Here is a 17,842-nt window from a genome sequence, read left to right as displayed (position 1 = left end):
AATAGTAACATAGAAAAAATGATTGTACTACTGTCAAAGTACAATCATTTCTTATTGTTTATTCATAATAACAAATTACAGGAGTTCCCGATTCAATGTTTGCATAAATTGTTTTAGCTAAATAAAGAGGTGCATTTACACATCCATGAGAGCCATCTGTTTTGTATATATTACCGCCAAATGAAGATCTCCATGTAGCATCATGAATACCAACATTTCCGTAAAAAGGCATCCAAAACTTAACTGGTGCACTATAGTTTTCTCCTTGCAGAGTTGCATTTTCTTGTTTATAGTTTAATCTAAAGACACCTGTTGGGGTTGATCTACTTCTGTTGATATTTCCTGTAACAACATCTCCTGTTGTTAAAAGCTTACCGTTTTTATAAAACCAAAGCTGCTGTCTTGTCATATTGATTTCTACATAGGTATCCCCAATATCATTTTCTTCTCTTGAAAGAGCAGTTTGTGCATAAATAGGTTCCCTAGAAACTTTTTCTCCCTGTTTTATAGTCCAAATAATTTCCTTCGTTTCTTTATTAGTATCAATTAACCAGCCATAATTTCCTCCAGAAACCTTTACGTTCTTCCCTACCGATGTTAGAAAATCTCGCTCCGCTTCATAGGTATCATAGGTATTTGCTAGTTCTTTTACATAGCTTTTGACCTTGTTTTCATCAATCTCAACTTCATAATTATCTTTAATATTTATCCAATTATTTATTATGGATCCATCAAGTTCTTCAGATTCGTTTCCAACAATATAAGTTATTTCAGCTTTAATGTATTTATTAAGAAGCTCCTTAGCATCAACAACTTCTTTAGAATATGCAACATACTTAGGGTTCTCATAACAATTATTAGTTTCTAAATCTAAAGTCTTTTCTCCTTTTTTAATAGCTTCTACTATACTATTATATAGATTTTCTTTTTTTATCTTATTTCCATAAATCTCCTCTTGAACTTCATATCCACCCTCTACATACTTTAATTTAGGATTTTCAGGATTTATTATATTGGGGTTTGTGATGCAAGAAAGTTTATCATAACTTTCTTTTAGTAGCTTTTCATCATAAGTAAGTATATCTAAATTTATGGATTCTTTATTAAAAAACATAGTCATCCACAAAAATGGATTTTGCTGTCTTTTTAACTCTACAAGATTATTATTAGGTATATATTTTAGTACTATATCAACTCCATTAATCTTTTCATCATCACCACGTTCTTTAAGAGTGATTGTATAGTTATTAAATTCATTTTCCATCTTTTCATTAGCTTTTTTTAGACTTTTTCCAGAAATATTAACAGAATTAACTACAGTGCCAAAATAAAAATGTTTCATGAAATATAATGACATCATAAAATATATTAAAATAGATATTGAAAGCAATATTAAAAGCATTAATAAAGTTTTATTAGATTTTATTTTTTGTTTATCCATAATTATACCTTTCTTTTAAAACTTAACTATATTTAATATCAATCTTTATAAATATATCTACAAAACTCCATTATATTCCTATTTATAATAAAAAAAGCCTTACATAAAATATGTAAAAGCTTTTAAACTTAAGTAATAATAAGTTGTATATTATTATCTTCAATAATATCTAAAAAGATTGCCGGCGGCTTTTTATCTGTAATTATAACGTCTATTTGATTCCAACTTGCACCTTTATAATAGCTTAAAATATTAAACTTTTTTGAGTCAGCAAGAACTATAACCTTTCTTGCTCTTCTTATTACAGTCTGCTTTATTACTGCATCTTCTTCATCTATGAGATAAACCCCATCTTGCATTATTGCTCCTGCTCCCAAAAAAGCTACATCAAAAAATCTATTTTCAATATATGTTTTTGCATTATCTCCATAAAAAAATCTATTGTTTTTATTGAAGGCTCCTCCTGTTGAACATATATTTACTTTATGATTTTCTGAAAGTATTTGTATATTATCTAAGGAATGTGTTACTACTGTGATTTTCTTATCAATTAGTTCAGCTAAATAACATACTGTAGTAGAAACATCAAAGTAATAGTGCTCCTTCTCATTAATAAATTCCAAAGCTTTATTGGCTATATCTTTTTTCTCTGTAGAATATTTTAATACTCTTTCCTTGTAAGCTTCAATAGTATTTCTTATTACAGGCAGAGAAATTCCTCCATGAGTACGTATGGCAGCACCTTTTTCTATGAGCTTTAATATATCACGTCTAGCTGTATCTCTAGATACATCAAGAAGCTCACATATATCATGTACAGACATATTGATGTTTTCATTTAAATAATCTAATATCTTTAACTGTCTTTCTTCTTGGTACATCTAAAAACATCTCCTTACATAATCAATAAAGTTTCTGGTTTTATCTTGATGTTTTCTGAGTTCATGATATCAGCAAAATGACTTGATGATATATCATCAAGAATTATGATGTGTATATCTTTTAAGTCTAGCCCTTTATAAATAGCTTTTCTTTGATATTTTTGATGTTCGGCAAGTAATATCACCCTCTTTGATTTACTTACTACCTCTTTTTTTATTACAACATCTTCTTCATCTACATAGTACACACCATCTTCATGTACCGCTGATGCACCTAAAAAAGCTACATCAAACTCTGTATCATCACTGAAATAACTGACATCACCTTTATTATAGAAAAATCTATTATTCTTATTTAGATATTCTCCTGTTGTATGAATAACAACATTTTCTTTTTTAGAAAGAATTTCTATGTTATCTAGAGAATTTGTATATACATCTACAGACTTTTCTATAAGATTTGCTAAAAGCTGGACACTTGTAGATGAGTCTAAAAAATACTTTTTGTTATTATGAACAAATATCAAGGCCTTTTCAGCTATACTCTTTTTTTCTGAAATATTTAATTGAAGTCTTTCTTCATGTGATAAGTTAACAACTTCTTTAGTAGTTTTATACAGGTTTATAATTTCATTTTTATCATTCATGATATCACCTCTTATTTTAATTTTAAGTAATTTTAAGTAATTTATCAACACCTTTAAGTAATATTAATTGTTTTGTAACAAAAATGCAGATGATCATCACTCATCTGCATTAAAGTTTAAACCTCTTTGATTATTTCTGAAATAATATCATTTTCTTTGTTTTCACAATCTGTAGATCCAATAGCTATACTTGGTTTGGTTTTTCCATGAAAATCACTACCACAAGTTAATATAAGTTTATTCTTCATAGCATATTCTTTATAATATTCAACCTGCTCTTTACTATGATAGCTGCTATAAACTTCTATTCCTTCTATTCCGCAAACTCTTATAGATTCAAGAAGCGAATGCTTTTCTTTAACATTATTTCCTGGGTGAGCTAAAACAGGAATTCCACCACTTGTTTTAATTACTTCTATTGCTTTTTCTAAACTTATATATTTAACCTCAGCATAAGCTGGTTTTCCTTGAGCGCAGTAGTCCCAATAAAAATTTACGTATGGATTATCACTTCTATTCCCATTTTCATAGTAAGGTTGTAGTAATAGATTTTTTTTATGTTTATCAAATTCCATGGCAGCTTCAGCTATCATCTCTCCATTAACTACTCCATTTTTAGATAATTTCTTTATTACTTCATCAGAAAAATCAATTCCAAGCTCTCTTATTAACTTCATTCTCTTTTTTGATGCACCTTGTTCTTGTTTTATGATATCTTCTTCTATTCTATCAAAAACATCATTGTTATAATCTATTCCATATCCTAATACATGAAGATTCACTCCATCAATTGTACAATCTAATTCAACTGCAGGAATTATATTTATCTCTTTATCTTTACAATACTCCTTTGCTTCTTTTATACCCTTAACCGAATTATGATCAGCTATAGAGAAATATTTGATGCCCTTACCTACACATAAGTCAACCAATTCCTTAGGGCTAAATTCTCCATCATCACTGTAAAATGAATGCATATGCAAGTCTATATACCTCATAATAAATCCTCACTTTCTTTTATTTATTTTTAATTAATGTAACATCTGGCTCTAACACACTTAAAGCTTCAACAATTAACCCTTTTTTATAATCATCTAAGAAGTTATTTGAAAGAGAAAATTTAGGCAATATGTTTTTTATAAGCTTTCTCTCACATTTATCATTAATTAATTCAATATGTTTATCACTTATAAAAGTACCATTCATAATGATCTCATCTGGATTTAAAATACTGCTAACCGAAACTATTAATTTAGATACAGCCTCACAAAAATCCTCAAATTTATCATAAAGCTCCTTATTCCAAGTTATTCCTAAAGGAATAGTTGCAACTTCTCCAGCAAAATTTCTTCCACCTTTAAATATTTTTCCGTTAATAAAGATACCTGCACCAGGAGGATATTTATCTGGAAAATATAAATACACAAAAGTTCCTTTATCTTTTAAATTGTTGGAATTACTAAATCCAACAACAGCTGCATTAACATCATTTTCAATCACAGCTTTAATTCCATAAAGATTACTAAAGTATTCAATTATATTTACCCCTTTTAACATCCAATAATCTGAGTGTATGATTTCTCCATCAATCTCAACTCCTGGATTACCAAATCCTATTGATTTAATAAGTTTATACTCATCTAAAATCGGCTTAATTATATCTTCTAGAACTGCAATATTTACAACCTTAACTCTATGTTCTTTTTCATAGATACAATTTCCTCCGAGATTTACTACTGAAACACTTACTATGCTTTTATCATCTTTATCATAAGGGAAAATTACAAGTACAAGATTAAAATCTTCGTTATATTTATATTGCTGAGCTGGTCTTCCCCCTTTAGAAGAAATTAACTCAGTTTCAATAACTTCATTTTCCTTTACCAGATACTGAAGAACTGTACCTACTGTAACAATACTTAATCCTGTAACTTTTGCAATTTCCTGCTTCGTTGCGTATTTTTCAATCTTCAAAGCTTTTTTTACAAGATTTATATTTATTTCTTTAATAACTAAAGAATTTCCTCCTATATTTTTCATTTACTCCTCCTTTTATTAAAATACTTTTTAAAAGTCTTTTAATAAGTATATATTAAGGTTATCATGCTGCTTTCATATTGTCAATAAAGTCATCAAATTTATTGAAACTCCCTCACATATTTATTAAGAACCTGAAGGGAAAATATAACTACTATTATAATTCCAAAAGTTATAAATAGAGTTTTTATAGCTACCCACTTGGATATAATTCCAACTATACAAGAAACTATAGGAATTATACACAGTGCTAATGCTGAAATTATGGAACTTACACGTGATAAATAACTAGATTCAACTCTTTTAAATATTTCAACTTGAATAATTAAATTTATCATTACAGCCCCTAACCCTACCATAAACATATTCATAAATAATAAGACACCTACTAGATTTTCGGGAGCATTATCTAAAAGTCCTAATACAAAAACTCCTAAACCTATTATTACTCCTGACCCAATAAATATAATACGTCCAGCAAACCTTGTTTTTAAATGAGGTGTAAGTATAGGTCCTACTACCATACCTATAATAACTCCTATGTTTAAAATAGATATAGCTTCGCTACCTCTTTTTAATACTTCAGTCACATAAGGCGCTTGAAAGGTATTAATTGGTACAAATAATCCATTAACAATACATGTGAAAACACAAATATTTAATATTATTTTATTGTTTTTTACATAATTAAAGCCTTCTTTCAAATCTATCAAATATGTTTTCATCCCAATATATTCTGCTTTTTCACTTTGCGAATTCAATTTTATTGACATTATAATTATTCCACAGATAAAAAAGGTTATAGAATCTATTAGTAATGCACCTGAAACACCTATCAGTGTTATTAACAAAGGTGCTATTGCAAGTCCTCCTAGTTCTAAAACTTTAGATATTGATGTTCTTAAAGCAAATCCTTTTTCTAAATAATCTTTTTTTAGAATTTTAGGAATTATATTTGTAGATGCTGGATTTCTAAAAGACTCAAAAGATGAATTAAGAAATGTTATAGAATATAAATGCCATATTTGAATCGTTTTTGTATACAGTAAAAATGCTATCAATGTAACACATATCCCTCTTCCTATATCACATATATACATTATCTTTTTATCGGATATATATTTACATAACACGCCAGAAATCATTCCAAAAATTAAGTTTGGTAATCCATTTACAGCGAATAAAGTTGCTACCAACAATGTTGATCCAGTTAACTCATAGGCAAGCCATGAAAATGCAACTGTATCTATTCCATCTCCAAACCTTGATATAGCTGCGGCAAATGTTTCTTTAAAATAATTCCTCTCTCTTATTAAAGTATTGTATCCAATACCATCGGCTGTTAATAAATTACTTCTCATATACTAATTCCCCCTAAAATATCTTTTATATCATTTTACACCTTAATTAGATATATATCAAATACATAATTAGATATACATCTAATTATATTCAAATAAAAAAGATCCATTGCTAATCCAACAGATCTTTTTTCTTAGATTATATTATCTCCTAATTCCTTAAGAAATTTTTTTATAGATTCTCCATTTAAATAAAAATAGGATTTTCCATTTTCCCTTTTTACTTTAACTATATTAGTAACTAACAATGCATTCATATGATGAGAAACTGTTGCTGTAGATAAATCCAGTTTTGCAGCCAATTCTTGACCATACATTTCTTTTGATTTTAATAATTTAATTATTTCAAACTTGCTTTTATCACTTATAGCTTTTAGAAATTGTAGTAAGTTTTCATTATCAAGTTTATTACTATCTAAAAACTCCATAGATTTATTGAATAATATCCCATAATAGATAACATTTCTTTTAGCAAGATATGTTGCCTCTATAAATCTATTTCTTACTACTGACGGATAAATAATAGTGTTTTCTTGAATTTTAATACCATATTTATCATCTAAAAGTTTGAAATTAGTTTCTGCATTATCTAATAAATATTTAATAAAATCTCTAACATCCTCTTTAACTTCTTCATATGCTTTTGTAAAAGCTACATAATTATTGCTGATTATCTTTAGAAGTTTTTCATAATAAAACTTCGGATCATCATAAATTTTTACAAATCTCCATTTTACATTTTCACTAATATTTAACTTATTAATAAAATTAATATAATGAGAAAGTGACTCTATTTTTAATCCTTCTCTATTCTCAAGTTCAAAGGTTTCCTCTAATGCCTTAATCAATTTATCTCTTAAGAATTCAATGCTTAAAAAGTCTATATTTTCTATTATATTTCCAAGTTCCTCAAGCTCAAAATCAGTTAAAAGAATTTGCCCTATTCCATAAACCAAATCTATCTCTGAAGTAAAATAAAAATCAGCATCCTCTTTATTAATTTTTATAAGCTTTTTGAAGTTTTTTATATATTTATTTATATTATCACAGTATTTCTTTTCAAAAACGTTATAATCTACACCTGATTTTTCATAGTTATCCAACCTATTTTTAATTTCATATTCTTCATTTATACATATGTAGATTAAATCTAGTATTTCTTTATATATATTAATATCGTTTCTTATATCATATTTCATCTTTAAGCCACCCTTTAAACTATATTGTTCAAAGTAAATTATACCATGATTTAGTTATATATAGGGATTGTTTCTTCCCCTGTATATTCTTTTAGTGATACACTAAGTTCTTTATTATCATTTACTGTAGCAAAAAACACATCATCAATTGCAGTAATATTAAGCTTCATTAACTCTTCCTCTAACCATATTGTTGAAAGCTTAAGTTTATCTAGTGCATCTTTAATTACCGCTCCTCGAATTATAACAACGTAGGATAAAGATGGACTCTTCTTAATTAGGTGCATATCTTCTATAGTAACAGTTGCCTTGTTTTGTTTTTTAAGTAAAGACAACTTACCGCTAGCCTCTATTATTCCTAAATGTATCTCTCCAACATCAAATACTTCTTGCTCCCTTAGCATCTGAAGTACATTGTCTACTGAATATCCAATCTTTTTAAGGCTTTTAGCTATAAATTTCCCATCTTGTATAACTATCACCGGCTCAAAGGTTATTAGCTTTCCAATTTTTCTATATTTAATCATGAGAGTAGATATTATTTTTTGCAAAATCCCTACAAAGATAAGCGCTACAACTGTGTGTATATGTGGTATATTAGGCTCTGATATATCTGAACCAACTAATGCTCCTATTACTATAACTACTAAAAAATCAAATATAGGCATTTCTCCTATTGTTCTTCTTCCCATGAATAAAGTAACCATAAGCATGAATGGTAAAATAGTAAAAATCCTTAAAAATACTATCATAAAGTCCTTAAATAAATCCATTTCTTCAGCTCCCTAACAACATATTTATGTTGTTACTTTGCCCTATTTTAACTTAAAAAATTACTTAATTGCTCCTCCATGAAACATACATTCATATACTTTTTTATTATTATAGAAAATTTCTTCGTATCCTTTAAACCATTTAAAATCCCCTTGAACAATACAGTGATATTTATAATCTCCGTTTTCATATACAAGGGGTCCTCTATATGGCATTTCTTTATTAACTAAGGATAGAGTTTCCTTTAAGAAGTCCCCTGAAAAGCCCTCCTCTAAAACTCTTCCTTTATAATTCATTGCCCATATAGGAGCGTTATCTTTCCATATTCCTTCTTCTCCTAAAAATATTTCTCCGCCTAAATAGGTATCTATATATTTTAACTCTCCTTCTGAATGCTCAAAATCATGTGATCTAGGTCTTGATGATTCTACTTCAGCTCCTTTTCCAGCATAAGTTACCTTTTTTGCCCTACATAAAAACTCAATAATTTTATCATCAATTTCCTTTTCTTCTTTTATATCATTATATTCGCACTCATCAAAGTCCTCTTTTACTAGTTTATCTATGCTGACCTTAAACATATCACTTATTAAAATCAAATTTTCTACATCTGGATAAGATTGTCCTGTTTCCCACTTAGCAACAGCTTGTCTAGATACACCTATTCTTTCAGCTATACTCTCTTGTGATAACCCTTTTTCTTTTCTAATATTTTGCAATTTATTTTTAAAACTCATATAAAATCACCTCTATTTAATTATATAAGTGTCTTATACAAACCTCTACCAAATAAAGCTTACAAAGTTGACAACTTCTAGTTGCAATTATGATTTAAATATACTCTTTCTATCCAATTCAAGTTTTGAAGAAGTAAGGTGTATAATTAGTTCCTCTATAGATGATAAAGCTGCAACTAAAACTATGATCCATAATAATTGAATTTTATTAAACATAATAAATAATGGAGCTACAAAAAGAAGGAGGCCTGTAAGTTTATTTCCCCAAGTGTGCAAAATTCCAAAACAGTGATATTTATATGCCACTACCCCCATGTTAATTATACGAATTATAAAAGTTACAATAACTCCTGGAATAAAAACCAATATTTTTTCTCCTAAGTATATGATTATAGAAGTTGTTATTACTAAAAAAAGAATCAGATCTGCAAATGAATCTAATTTAGATCCTAATACACTTTGGGTATTAGTTTTCCTTGCGATATACCCATCTAAAATATCAGTAAATCCACATATAAGGTAAATGCTTATAAATACTATAATATTATTGAAAGTAAAAAATAATCCAAATAACAATATTATTCTGCTTATAGATATAATGTTTGCAACGTTTTTCACGAAACTGCCTCCTGATACATATTTATATTTAATTATATAATAAAAAGATACTCAAGGCGACTATGGACATTCTATTTTCTTAGCATATTCTATAAAGGATTTAATATCCTCATTCATTAGTAATGGAACTGATTTTTTTATTATTTCTAGATCCCAATCCCACCATTTAATTTCAAGTAACTCTTTAATAGTAGCTTCATCAAATCTATATTTAACTACCTTCCCTGGATTTCCTGCAACTACTCCATATGGAGGTACATCTCTTGTTACAAGAGAATTACATCCTATAACAGCTCCATCACCTATAGTAACTCCAGAAAGTATTGTTGCACCATGACATAACCAAACATCATTTCCAATTATCACATTTCCTTTTGTTTTTGGATGCCCAGTTATATAAGCATATTCATCTAAAAACGCATTAAATGGATAAGTTGTAACCCAATCACTCCTGTGTTCTCCCCCTAAGAATATTGTTACTGCATCTGCTATAGAAGAAAACTTCCCTATATCAAGTGTTGTGTTTTCTCCCCATGTTCTAACTATTGGTGTTCCATAGGTTCCAAATCCCATATGAACTCTTCCATATAACATATATCTATCCGGAAAACTTGTATTTATATCTGTACCCATAAATTTTTTCCTCCATATAATTTACTACAATATATTCCACTGATATTATATGAACAAGCAAATTAATGTTCTACCTCAATAAATTTTTATAAAATTAGGGCAAGTTTAGTTGCTACTTCTAAACTTGCCCTTAAATCTATTGAATAATCGGGGAATTACTCAAATGAAAACTACTATTTTGCTTCTTCTAAAGCATTTCCAACAGCTTTAATAACTGCTTTACTAGATGTTGTTGCTCCACTTACTGTCTCAACTTCGGATGTATTTTTCTTAATCATATCTGGAATTAAATATTCTTTGATTGATTCAAATATTGTTTCAGTCTCTTTATTATCAAGAATAACAATATCAGATAATTTTCCATCTGCAACTTTAACTTCAACTTCTATAGGTCCTTTAAGACCGTCACTTTTACCTTTATATGTTCCATCTTTAAATTTATCTGATCCACCACAACCTACTAATAAAGTTGCTGCTAAAACTGCTACTGGTATCAATGCTTTTATTTTCATAATATTCTATTCCTCCTAAATCCACATTCTTATTATTTAATTAATTCTGCTGCGCTTTTTCCAGCTTGTCTACCATATACTATTATATCTGCTACTGCGTTTCCACCAAGTCTATTTGCTCCATGTACTCCTCCAGTAACTTCTCCAGCTGCAAATAATCCTTTTATTGCTTTTCCGTTACTATCTAAAACTTCTGCATTTGTATTTATAACAACTCCACCCATAGTGTGATGTATTATTGGAGTGATTTGTATAGCATAGAACTTACCTTTGTTTAATTTCTTTAAAAGACTTGTTCTTCCTAATGGATCATTTTGAGTATCTACTGAAGTATTGTATTCGTCTATAGTTGATTTTAATGTAGCTCCATCTACTCCTATTTTGCTAGCTAAATCTTCTACAGAATTTCCTTCAACTACAACTCCAGCTCCAACATACTCTTCAATTGCGTGTAATCCATCTTTAACATTATCATCAAAAACTAAAAATGCTTCTTTACCTTCTTGTCCTAAAACTGCTTTAGATACTTTATCTCTTGTATCTAATTCATTATAGAATCTCTTTGCACTTTTGTTTACTAATATTGCACCATCACCTCTAACACCTTCACTAATAAGAAGCCCTTGTGAAGCTACTCCTGTTGGGTGAGTTTGGATTTGTTCCATATCTCTTAATGCACCGCCAAGACTCTCAACTAATTTTATACCATCACCTGTAGCTCCTGGATGATTTGTAGTAGCAAAACCTTCTAACTCAGCTTTGTACCCAGTAATCATTTCCATGTTAGCTCCAAAACCACCAGCTGCAACTACTACAACTTTAGTGTTTATTGTATACGCTTTTCCTTCTTTGTCCTTAGCCTTAACTCCTGAAATGTTTCCTTCTGAATCTTTAACTATTTCAGTCGCTTCATTAAGAGTTCTTATATCTACTCCTTGTTTTTCAGCTTCAGTTTTTAAAGTTTTAACTATTGTTGCTCCAACAGCAGCTCCACCTACTGGTCTATGTATTCTGTCATTAGTAGCTCCACCTGCTCTTGCAACTTCGTTTAAGTCTGCGCCTAACCCAATTAGCCAGTCTACTCCGTCTTTAGCTTCATTTGCTAACTTTTTAACCAATTCAGGGTCATTAAGGTTCTTTCCACCCTTCATTGTGTCATCTATCATAGTTTGTATGCTATCTTTTATACCAGCTGCTTTTTGAGGTGTAGACTCTGCTGCATTCATACCACCAGTTGCTTTATTTGTGTTTCCTCCAACCATAGGCATTTTTTCAAGAACGACTATTTTTTCTACGCCCTCTTCCTTTGCCTGTACTGCTGCTGCTAGTCCTGCTCCACCTGCACCTATTATTACAAGGTCAGCACTTTCTGATTTTGATTTTGCTCCACATCCCATCATTGTAGCCATAGACATTACTACAAGACTTAACGCGATAACTATTTTTTTCTTATTCATATTCATTACCTCCGCATTATTTTTACCACCAAATACATACTATTTGATTGTTAAAAAAAACTCAATCTTAAGGTCTTTTTAATCTTTTTTATCTTTTTGGTCTGATGTTTTACTTGTACCATCAATATTAATTTCTTTTCCATATTTGTGTTGGGCCTCTTGATATACCTTCTGATGGTCCTCTTTGATATACTTTTTGATGAAAGTTTTGATGCACATTATGATGGGCCTTTTATGTTTTATCAAAAGTGCCATGAAAGCTAATATTAGGACATGAAAAAAACTGTAATATCAACTTTAAATAACTATTGATATTACAGTTTCTTATATTATTTCTTTTTATAAAGATGTATTGGTCTTCCGACTTTTCCATAAACCCTAATAAGTTTTAGATCTCCTTCTTTAACCATGTAGTCTAAATATCTTCTAACTGTAACCCTAGCGAGTCCAACTCCATCTGCAATTACTTCTGCTGTATTGCTGTCATCTAAACTATCAATATGATCTTTAATTTGGTTATAGGTATCTATATTTAATCCTCTTATAAGTACCTTTTCTTTTGATTCTTTTTTATCTTTATTAAGATTTATTCCTGTTATGTATTTATCTATATACTCTTGTCCTATTCTATCAGAACAGCCTATATCCTTATATCTTACAAGGTATTTTTTCATTGCTTCTTCAAATCTTTCAAAAGTAAAGGGTTTAACTAAGTAATCCATAACCCCATACCTAAAGGCCTCGTTTATAGAATTTATTTTGTTTTCTGCCGTTATTAATATTACATCTGAAGAAATTTCATTTCCTCTAATCCACTTTAGAAAATCTAGTCCATTTCCTGAAGGTAGAAAAACATCTAAAAGTATTAAATCCACTTCGTTTTTCAAGAGATATTCTTTTGCTTCCTCTATATCTGAAACTGAAGAAACAATATTCATACTTTCAAATTGATTTGAATAATTTTCGTTTATCTTTCTAACCATAGGGTCATCTTCAACAATCATTATTTTTATCATATTAACATTTCTCCCTTCATAACTCTACATGCCACACAGTTTCTTCTTCATCTGATTCAACATATATTTTTCCATTAGCATTTTCTATTATATTGATTACGTTAAATAAACCTAGTCCTCTATTTTCGCCTTTTGTACTAAAGCCAGCTTTAAATATCTTTTCAAAATCCTCATCCTCTATCTTAGGTCCGTTATTTTTAACCGTTATCTTTAACTTATCCTTTTGAATTATTGAAAAATGTATTTTACCATTCTTTATTCCTTTAAGAGCCTCAATTGAGTTTTCTAGTAGGTTTCCTATTATACATCCTATTTTATCTTGGCCTATAGGATTATCAACATTTTCATAATTACTTTCTTTATCAATCACCATATCGATTTTTGCCTCAGCAGCTCTATTATACTTTGCTAATAATAAGGCTGATATGGATTTATCTTTTATGTTATCCAAAACAAGCATTACCTCATTTCGCTTTTTGCTAGTTTTAAGAATATATTCTTTTGCATCATCATAGGCTTCTAAATGTATTAACCCTAAAATAGTATGAAGTTTATTCATAAACTCATGATTTTGTGCTCTTAAATCCCAATTAAGCTTTTTAATAACTTGAAGTTCTTCAACAAGCTCCTCTACATCTATCATATTTTTAAATGAAACAATTGCCCCTACAGTTGTTTCGTTGTCTTTAACTATTGAATAGTTACTTATAATTTTCGTATTATTATTTAGTGTTTGTTCTAGATTTAATATTGATTCTTCCTTATCTAATAACGTTCTCAAAGTATCTCCTATATTGTTATCTAAATTATCTACACTCATGTTTTTGATATCTTGATGAACCTCTAATATTTTCATAGCCTTATTGTTGATTAATGATATTGTACCATCTTTATTTACTGCGATGATTCCATCAGTTATATTATTTAAGGTTACTTCTCTTTCCTTTAATAACAGTGAAATTTCCTCTGGTTCTAAACCAAATATTGTTTTCTTTATACTTACGGCAACAAACTTAGCAAGAAACAACCCAAATAAAGCAACAAGTATAATAAAAGGAAGAAGATTTTTTGAGAATTGTATGTATTCATCAAATATATTTACTTTTAATGTACCAACACAAACAACACCTACTTGTCTATCTCCTCTAAATATTGGCGAAAAAGCCTTAACTGTTGCTCCCATTGTTCCAATTCCTTCATCAGCATAAACCTCACCATACTTTATTGCTCTATCTATAGTGCTATTTGAAAACTGCCCACCTACTTTTTCAATATGTGGATGAGAATACCTCACCCTATCCATATCTGTAACAGTTATAAAGGTAACCCCCGCTTCTTCTCTTATATTATTTACGTAAGGGTTTATTATTAACTCTCCACCTAGCTCTCCAACATTATCAATTAATACAGGACTTTTTGACAACGTTATCGCCATGTCCATGAGTCCATTTTCAACTTTTTCTCTTATTTTTCTATTAATCTCAAGTACTGATATAAAAGTAGCTAAAGATACAACAGAAATAATTATAATCATAACCATGGTAGTTATCTTATTTTGTAATTTCATAATTCCTCTTATTCTGCTTTTTTTCTTAATTATATCACAGAGATTTTCCTAATGCATTTTTTCTTTGGTAAATGAGAATAGACAAGCCTCATTTGACTTGTCTATCTTGCTTAAATCCATTTATTAAATTTTTTGATATACATCTTTTTGGCCATCTGAACAACAACACAATACATCAATAATATTAATGTTATCCAAAAGAAGTAATTCATAGGTAATGCTTCTAAACCTATGGCTTCCCCAAAACCTATAAATGGCACACTTATTCCTAAAATCACGATAACTAAACTTAAAACTACAACTGGTGTAGATGCTCTGCTCTCTATAAAAGGAACTTTCTTGGTTCTTATAATATGAACAATCAATATCTGAGATATCAATCCAACAATAAACCATCCAGACTGGAATAAACCTTGTGTAGCATCACTATTAGCTTTAAACACATACCACATCAATAAAAATGTTATTATATCAAATATTGAACTTATAGGGCCTATATAAACCATAAATTTACCTATATCATCTGCATTCCACTTTTTAGGTTTCATTAAATATTCTTTGTCCATATTGTCCCATGGAATGAATATCTGTGAAACATCATAAAATAAGTTTTGAATTAAAAGTTGTATTGGAAGCATAGGAAGGAAAGGTAAAAATATACTTGCAGCAAGTACACTAAATACATTACCAAAATTAGAGCTTGCAGTAATCTTTATATATTTCATTATATTGCCAAAAACTTTTCTTCCTTCGATTACTCCTTCTTCTAGTACCATCAAACTTTTTTCAAGTAAGATGATATCAGCTGATTCTTTAGCTATATCTACTGCCGTATCAACAGATATACCAACATCTGATTGACGAAGCGCTGGGGAATCATTTATACCATCACCCATAAATCCAACAACATGCCCCTTTTCTTGAAGCAATCTTATTATTCTTGATTTTTGTATAGGAGATAACTTCGCTAAAACATTTGTAGTTTCTATAGCTTTTGTTAGTTCATCATCCTCCATATCATCTATTTCATTTCCAAGAAGAACATTACTAACATCAATACCAACTTCTTTACATACTTTCACTGTAACTGCATCATTATCACCAGTTAACACTTTTACCTCTACTCCATTTTCATGAAGGGCTTTTATTGCATCTTTTGCAGATTCCTTAGGAGGATCTAAAAATGCTATATATCCCATTAAAACCATGTTAGATTCATCTTTTACACTAAAGTTGTTCTCATCAGGTATATTGTTTTTTTGAGCTACCCCAATTACTCTCATACCTTCTTTATTTAGATTTTCTACTGTTTTTAATATCTTTTTCTTAATCTCATCCGTAAGATTTACAACCTCACCTTTATACTCTGCAAAACTACAGATTGAAAGCATTTCCTCAACAGCACCTTTTGTTATAAGCTGTCTTTTTCCTTCTTTATCTTTTAATACTACTGACATTCTCCTTCTTACAAAGTCAAAGGGAATTTCATCTACTCTCTCATACTTTTCTTTAAAAGCAATTAACCCATTTTCTTCTCCATGTTCAAGTATTGCAATGTCCATCAAGTTTCTTAATCCTGTTTGATAGAAACTATTTAGATAAGCGTGTTTTAAAACTCTGATATCTTCTTCTCCATGAATATTTAAGTGTTTTTCAACAATTATTTTATCAAGTGTTAATGTACCGGTCTTATCTGTACAAAGAATATCCATAGCTCCAAAGTTTTGGATTGCATCAAGTTTTTTTACAACAGTTTTTCTTTTTGCCATAACTACTGCACCTTTTGCAAGATTTGTAGTTACTATCATTGGAAGCATTTCAGGAGTTAACCCAACAGCAATTGATATAGCAAAAAGAAGTGCCTCAAGCCAATCCCCTTTTGTTACACCATTAACAACAAATACTATAGGAACCATAATAAACATGAATTTTATAAGAAGAGAACTTACGCTTTTTACGCCTTTTTCAAAGCTTGTTGTCTTTTTATCCTCTGTAAAAGATGATGCCATAGATCCAAAATAAGTTTCATCACCAGTAGCAATTACTAGAGCTACTGCACTTCCACTAATTATATTAGTTCCAAGCAAACAAATATTATCTAAATCAAATATGTTAACATCTTTTATATCTCTCTTTAACTCTTGAAATTTTTCTATGGGTTCAGATTCACCTGTAAGTGAAGATTGACTTATAAATAAGTCTTTACAACTTATTATTCTTAAATCCGCAGGTATCATATCTCCAGCTGCTAGGTGAACTATATCACCTGGAACAAGGTCTATTATATTTAATTCATTTACTCCCTTTTCCTTTCTTTTTACAGCAGTTGTAGTTGTAACTAAACCTTTTAGTTTTTCTACATCATTTGAGGATTTAAGTTCTTGAAAAAACTGCAAAAGTACACTAATAGTTATCATAGTCGTAATTATTACTATTGTTATATAGCTTTTTTCTTCCTTTGAAGCCATTACTATATCAGTTATAAATGATACTACAGCTAAAGAAATAAGAACCAAAATAAATGGATTTATAATCGCCTCAAATAAATGTTTATACCAAGCTTTAGGTTTATCTTTGGAAATTTTATTAAGACCATACTCTTCTCTTCTATTTAATACTTCCTGCCCTTCTAATCCAGAAATGTTTGTTTGTAATTTATCATATAGTTCTTTTATGCTTATAGCACTATTTTCATAAACTCTATTTTTTATTTCTTTTTCATTTTTATTTATATCAAAATTCTTTCTTTTTAGCATAATTCACTCCTCCTACTTAAAAATGACAACACTTAATACAGGTTAAAACAATATTATTTTTAACCTAACTATCTGTATTTACTTAGTATTACTATTTTTGAAATTTATATTAGCCTGAGAAGCAGCGATTAGCTTTATAGAAATGTTTTATATAGAAATTCTTAGGATATTTTCACAATCTTTTTTAAATCGAAGCTAAGAAACGA

The 17,842-nt window shown here is 29.3% G+C and carries 17 protein-coding genes; all 17 read right to left on the bottom strand.

Annotation, left to right across the window (positions count from 1 at the left end):
* Window positions 1–58 precede the first annotated feature (58 nt).
* The 17 genes from P8F83_RS03795 to mgtA all read right to left on the bottom strand — a co-directional run bounded on the left by P8F83_RS03795 (window position 59) and on the right by mgtA (window position 17,636).
* Window positions 59–1,441, bottom strand: coding sequence for a L,D-transpeptidase family protein (locus P8F83_RS03795; protein ID WP_326513536.1), 1,383 nt, complete (start codon window positions 1,439–1,441; stop codon window positions 59–61).
* 128 nt (window positions 1,442–1,569) lie between these two features.
* Window positions 1,570–2,322 carry a DeoR/GlpR family DNA-binding transcription regulator gene (locus P8F83_RS03790; protein WP_286908206.1) on the bottom strand — a complete coding sequence of 251 codons (753 nt, stop codon included), beginning with the start codon at window positions 2,320–2,322 and terminating at the stop codon, window positions 1,570–1,572.
* A gap of 14 nt (window positions 2,323–2,336) precedes the next feature.
* The gene (locus P8F83_RS03785) at window positions 2,337–2,969 is read right to left on the bottom strand and encodes a DeoR/GlpR family DNA-binding transcription regulator (protein ID WP_326513535.1); all 633 of its coding nucleotides are present in this window, start codon (window positions 2,967–2,969) and stop codon (window positions 2,337–2,339) included.
* A gap of 116 nt (window positions 2,970–3,085) precedes the next feature.
* Window positions 3,086–3,967, bottom strand: a complete 882-nt coding sequence (locus tag P8F83_RS03780; protein ID WP_326513534.1) for a PHP domain-containing protein — start codon at window positions 3,965–3,967, stop codon at window positions 3,086–3,088.
* Window positions 3,968–3,986: 19 nt separating this feature from the next.
* The gene (locus P8F83_RS03775; protein WP_326513533.1) at window positions 3,987–5,009 is read right to left on the bottom strand and encodes an ROK family transcriptional regulator; all 1,023 of its coding nucleotides are present in this window, start codon (window positions 5,007–5,009) and stop codon (window positions 3,987–3,989) included.
* A 98-nt stretch (window positions 5,010–5,107) separates the two neighbouring features.
* Window positions 5,108–6,367 (bottom strand): MFS transporter, encoded by a 1,260-nt coding sequence (locus P8F83_RS03770; RefSeq protein WP_326513532.1) that lies wholly within the window; start codon window positions 6,365–6,367, stop codon window positions 5,108–5,110.
* Between the two features lie 134 nt (window positions 6,368–6,501).
* Window positions 6,502–7,566: an ArsR/SmtB family transcription factor gene (locus tag P8F83_RS03765; RefSeq protein WP_326513531.1), complete on the bottom strand. Its 1,065-nt coding sequence runs from the start codon at window positions 7,564–7,566 to the stop codon at window positions 6,502–6,504.
* Window positions 7,567–7,616: 50 nt separating this feature from the next.
* Window positions 7,617–8,339 (bottom strand): DUF421 domain-containing protein, encoded by a 723-nt coding sequence (locus P8F83_RS03760; protein WP_326513530.1) that lies wholly within the window; start codon window positions 8,337–8,339, stop codon window positions 7,617–7,619.
* Between the two features lie 60 nt (window positions 8,340–8,399).
* Window positions 8,400–9,077, bottom strand: coding sequence for a DUF5680 domain-containing protein (locus P8F83_RS03755; RefSeq protein WP_315108102.1), 678 nt, complete (start codon window positions 9,075–9,077; stop codon window positions 8,400–8,402).
* An 87-nt stretch (window positions 9,078–9,164) separates the two neighbouring features.
* On the bottom strand, window positions 9,165–9,695 hold the full coding sequence (locus tag P8F83_RS03750; RefSeq protein ID WP_326513529.1) for a CDP-alcohol phosphatidyltransferase family protein: 531 nt from the start codon (window positions 9,693–9,695) through the stop codon (window positions 9,165–9,167).
* Between the two features lie 60 nt (window positions 9,696–9,755).
* Entirely contained in the window at window positions 9,756–10,328 is a 573-nt protein-coding gene (locus P8F83_RS03745; RefSeq protein WP_326513528.1) for a CatB-related O-acetyltransferase, read from the bottom strand.
* Between the two features lie 173 nt (window positions 10,329–10,501).
* A complete protein-coding gene (locus P8F83_RS03740) occupies window positions 10,502–10,840 on the bottom strand; it encodes an FMN-binding protein (RefSeq protein WP_021802438.1) in 339 nt (112 codons plus the stop codon).
* A gap of 32 nt (window positions 10,841–10,872) precedes the next feature.
* Window positions 10,873–12,297: a flavocytochrome c gene (locus tag P8F83_RS03735; RefSeq protein ID WP_326513527.1), complete on the bottom strand. Its 1,425-nt coding sequence runs from the start codon at window positions 12,295–12,297 to the stop codon at window positions 10,873–10,875.
* A 78-nt stretch (window positions 12,298–12,375) separates the two neighbouring features.
* Window positions 12,376–12,552 (bottom strand): hypothetical protein, encoded by a 177-nt coding sequence (locus P8F83_RS03730; protein ID WP_326513526.1) that lies wholly within the window; start codon window positions 12,550–12,552, stop codon window positions 12,376–12,378.
* Between the two features lie 74 nt (window positions 12,553–12,626).
* On the bottom strand, window positions 12,627–13,313 hold the full coding sequence (locus tag P8F83_RS03725) for a response regulator (protein WP_286908221.1): 687 nt from the start codon (window positions 13,311–13,313) through the stop codon (window positions 12,627–12,629).
* Window positions 13,314–13,329: 16 nt separating this feature from the next.
* Complete coding sequence (locus P8F83_RS03720; protein ID WP_326513525.1) at window positions 13,330–14,880, bottom strand: sensor histidine kinase; 1,551 nt, start codon at window positions 14,878–14,880, stop codon at window positions 13,330–13,332.
* A 110-nt stretch (window positions 14,881–14,990) separates the two neighbouring features.
* The gene (gene mgtA / locus P8F83_RS03715) at window positions 14,991–17,636 is read right to left on the bottom strand and encodes a magnesium-translocating P-type ATPase (RefSeq protein ID WP_326513524.1); all 2,646 of its coding nucleotides are present in this window, start codon (window positions 17,634–17,636) and stop codon (window positions 14,991–14,993) included.
* Window positions 17,637–17,842: the final 206 nt, after the last annotated feature.

This window comes from Clostridium intestinale, from assembly GCF_035905475.1.
Lineage (GTDB): Bacteria > Bacillota > Clostridia > Clostridiales > Clostridiaceae > Clostridium_T > Clostridium_T intestinale.
This window is presented reverse-complemented; position numbering and strand designations above follow the sequence as displayed.

Bases quoted from the DNA above. Each gene is read 5' to 3' on its own strand.
- P8F83_RS03740 (WP_021802438.1), bottom strand. From the start codon at position 10,840: ATGAAAATAAAAGCATTGATACCAGTAGCAGTTTTAGCAGCAACTTTA.
- P8F83_RS03770 (WP_326513532.1), bottom strand. From the start codon at position 6,367: ATGAGAAGTAATTTATTAACAGCCGATGGTATTGGATACAATACTTTA.
- P8F83_RS03790 (WP_286908206.1), bottom strand. From the start codon at position 2,322: ATGTACCAAGAAGAAAGACAGTTAAAGATATTAGATTATTTAAATGAA.
- P8F83_RS03735 (WP_326513527.1), bottom strand. From the start codon at position 12,297: ATGAATAAGAAAAAAATAGTTATCGCGTTAAGTCTTGTAGTAATGTCT.
- P8F83_RS03775 (WP_326513533.1), bottom strand. From the start codon at position 5,009: ATGAAAAATATAGGAGGAAATTCTTTAGTTATTAAAGAAATAAATATA.
- mgtA (WP_326513524.1), bottom strand. From the start codon at position 17,636: ATGCTAAAAAGAAAGAATTTTGATATAAATAAAAATGAAAAAGAAATA.
- P8F83_RS03765 (WP_326513531.1), bottom strand. From the start codon at position 7,566: ATGAAATATGATATAAGAAACGATATTAATATATATAAAGAAATACTA.
- P8F83_RS03730 (WP_326513526.1), bottom strand. From the start codon at position 12,552: ATGGCACTTTTGATAAAACATAAAAGGCCCATCATAATGTGCATCAAA.
- P8F83_RS03725 (WP_286908221.1), bottom strand. From the start codon at position 13,313: ATGATAAAAATAATGATTGTTGAAGATGACCCTATGGTTAGAAAGATA.
- P8F83_RS03795 (WP_326513536.1), bottom strand. From the start codon at position 1,441: ATGGATAAACAAAAAATAAAATCTAATAAAACTTTATTAATGCTTTTA.
- P8F83_RS03760 (WP_326513530.1), bottom strand. From the start codon at position 8,339: ATGGATTTATTTAAGGACTTTATGATAGTATTTTTAAGGATTTTTACT.
- P8F83_RS03785 (WP_326513535.1), bottom strand. From the start codon at position 2,969: ATGAATGATAAAAATGAAATTATAAACCTGTATAAAACTACTAAAGAA.
- P8F83_RS03720 (WP_326513525.1), bottom strand. From the start codon at position 14,880: ATGAAATTACAAAATAAGATAACTACCATGGTTATGATTATAATTATT.
- P8F83_RS03780 (WP_326513534.1), bottom strand. From the start codon at position 3,967: ATGAGGTATATAGACTTGCATATGCATTCATTTTACAGTGATGATGGA.
- P8F83_RS03745 (WP_326513528.1), bottom strand. From the start codon at position 10,328: ATGGGTACAGATATAAATACAAGTTTTCCGGATAGATATATGTTATAT.
- P8F83_RS03755 (WP_315108102.1), bottom strand. From the start codon at position 9,077: ATGAGTTTTAAAAATAAATTGCAAAATATTAGAAAAGAAAAAGGGTTA.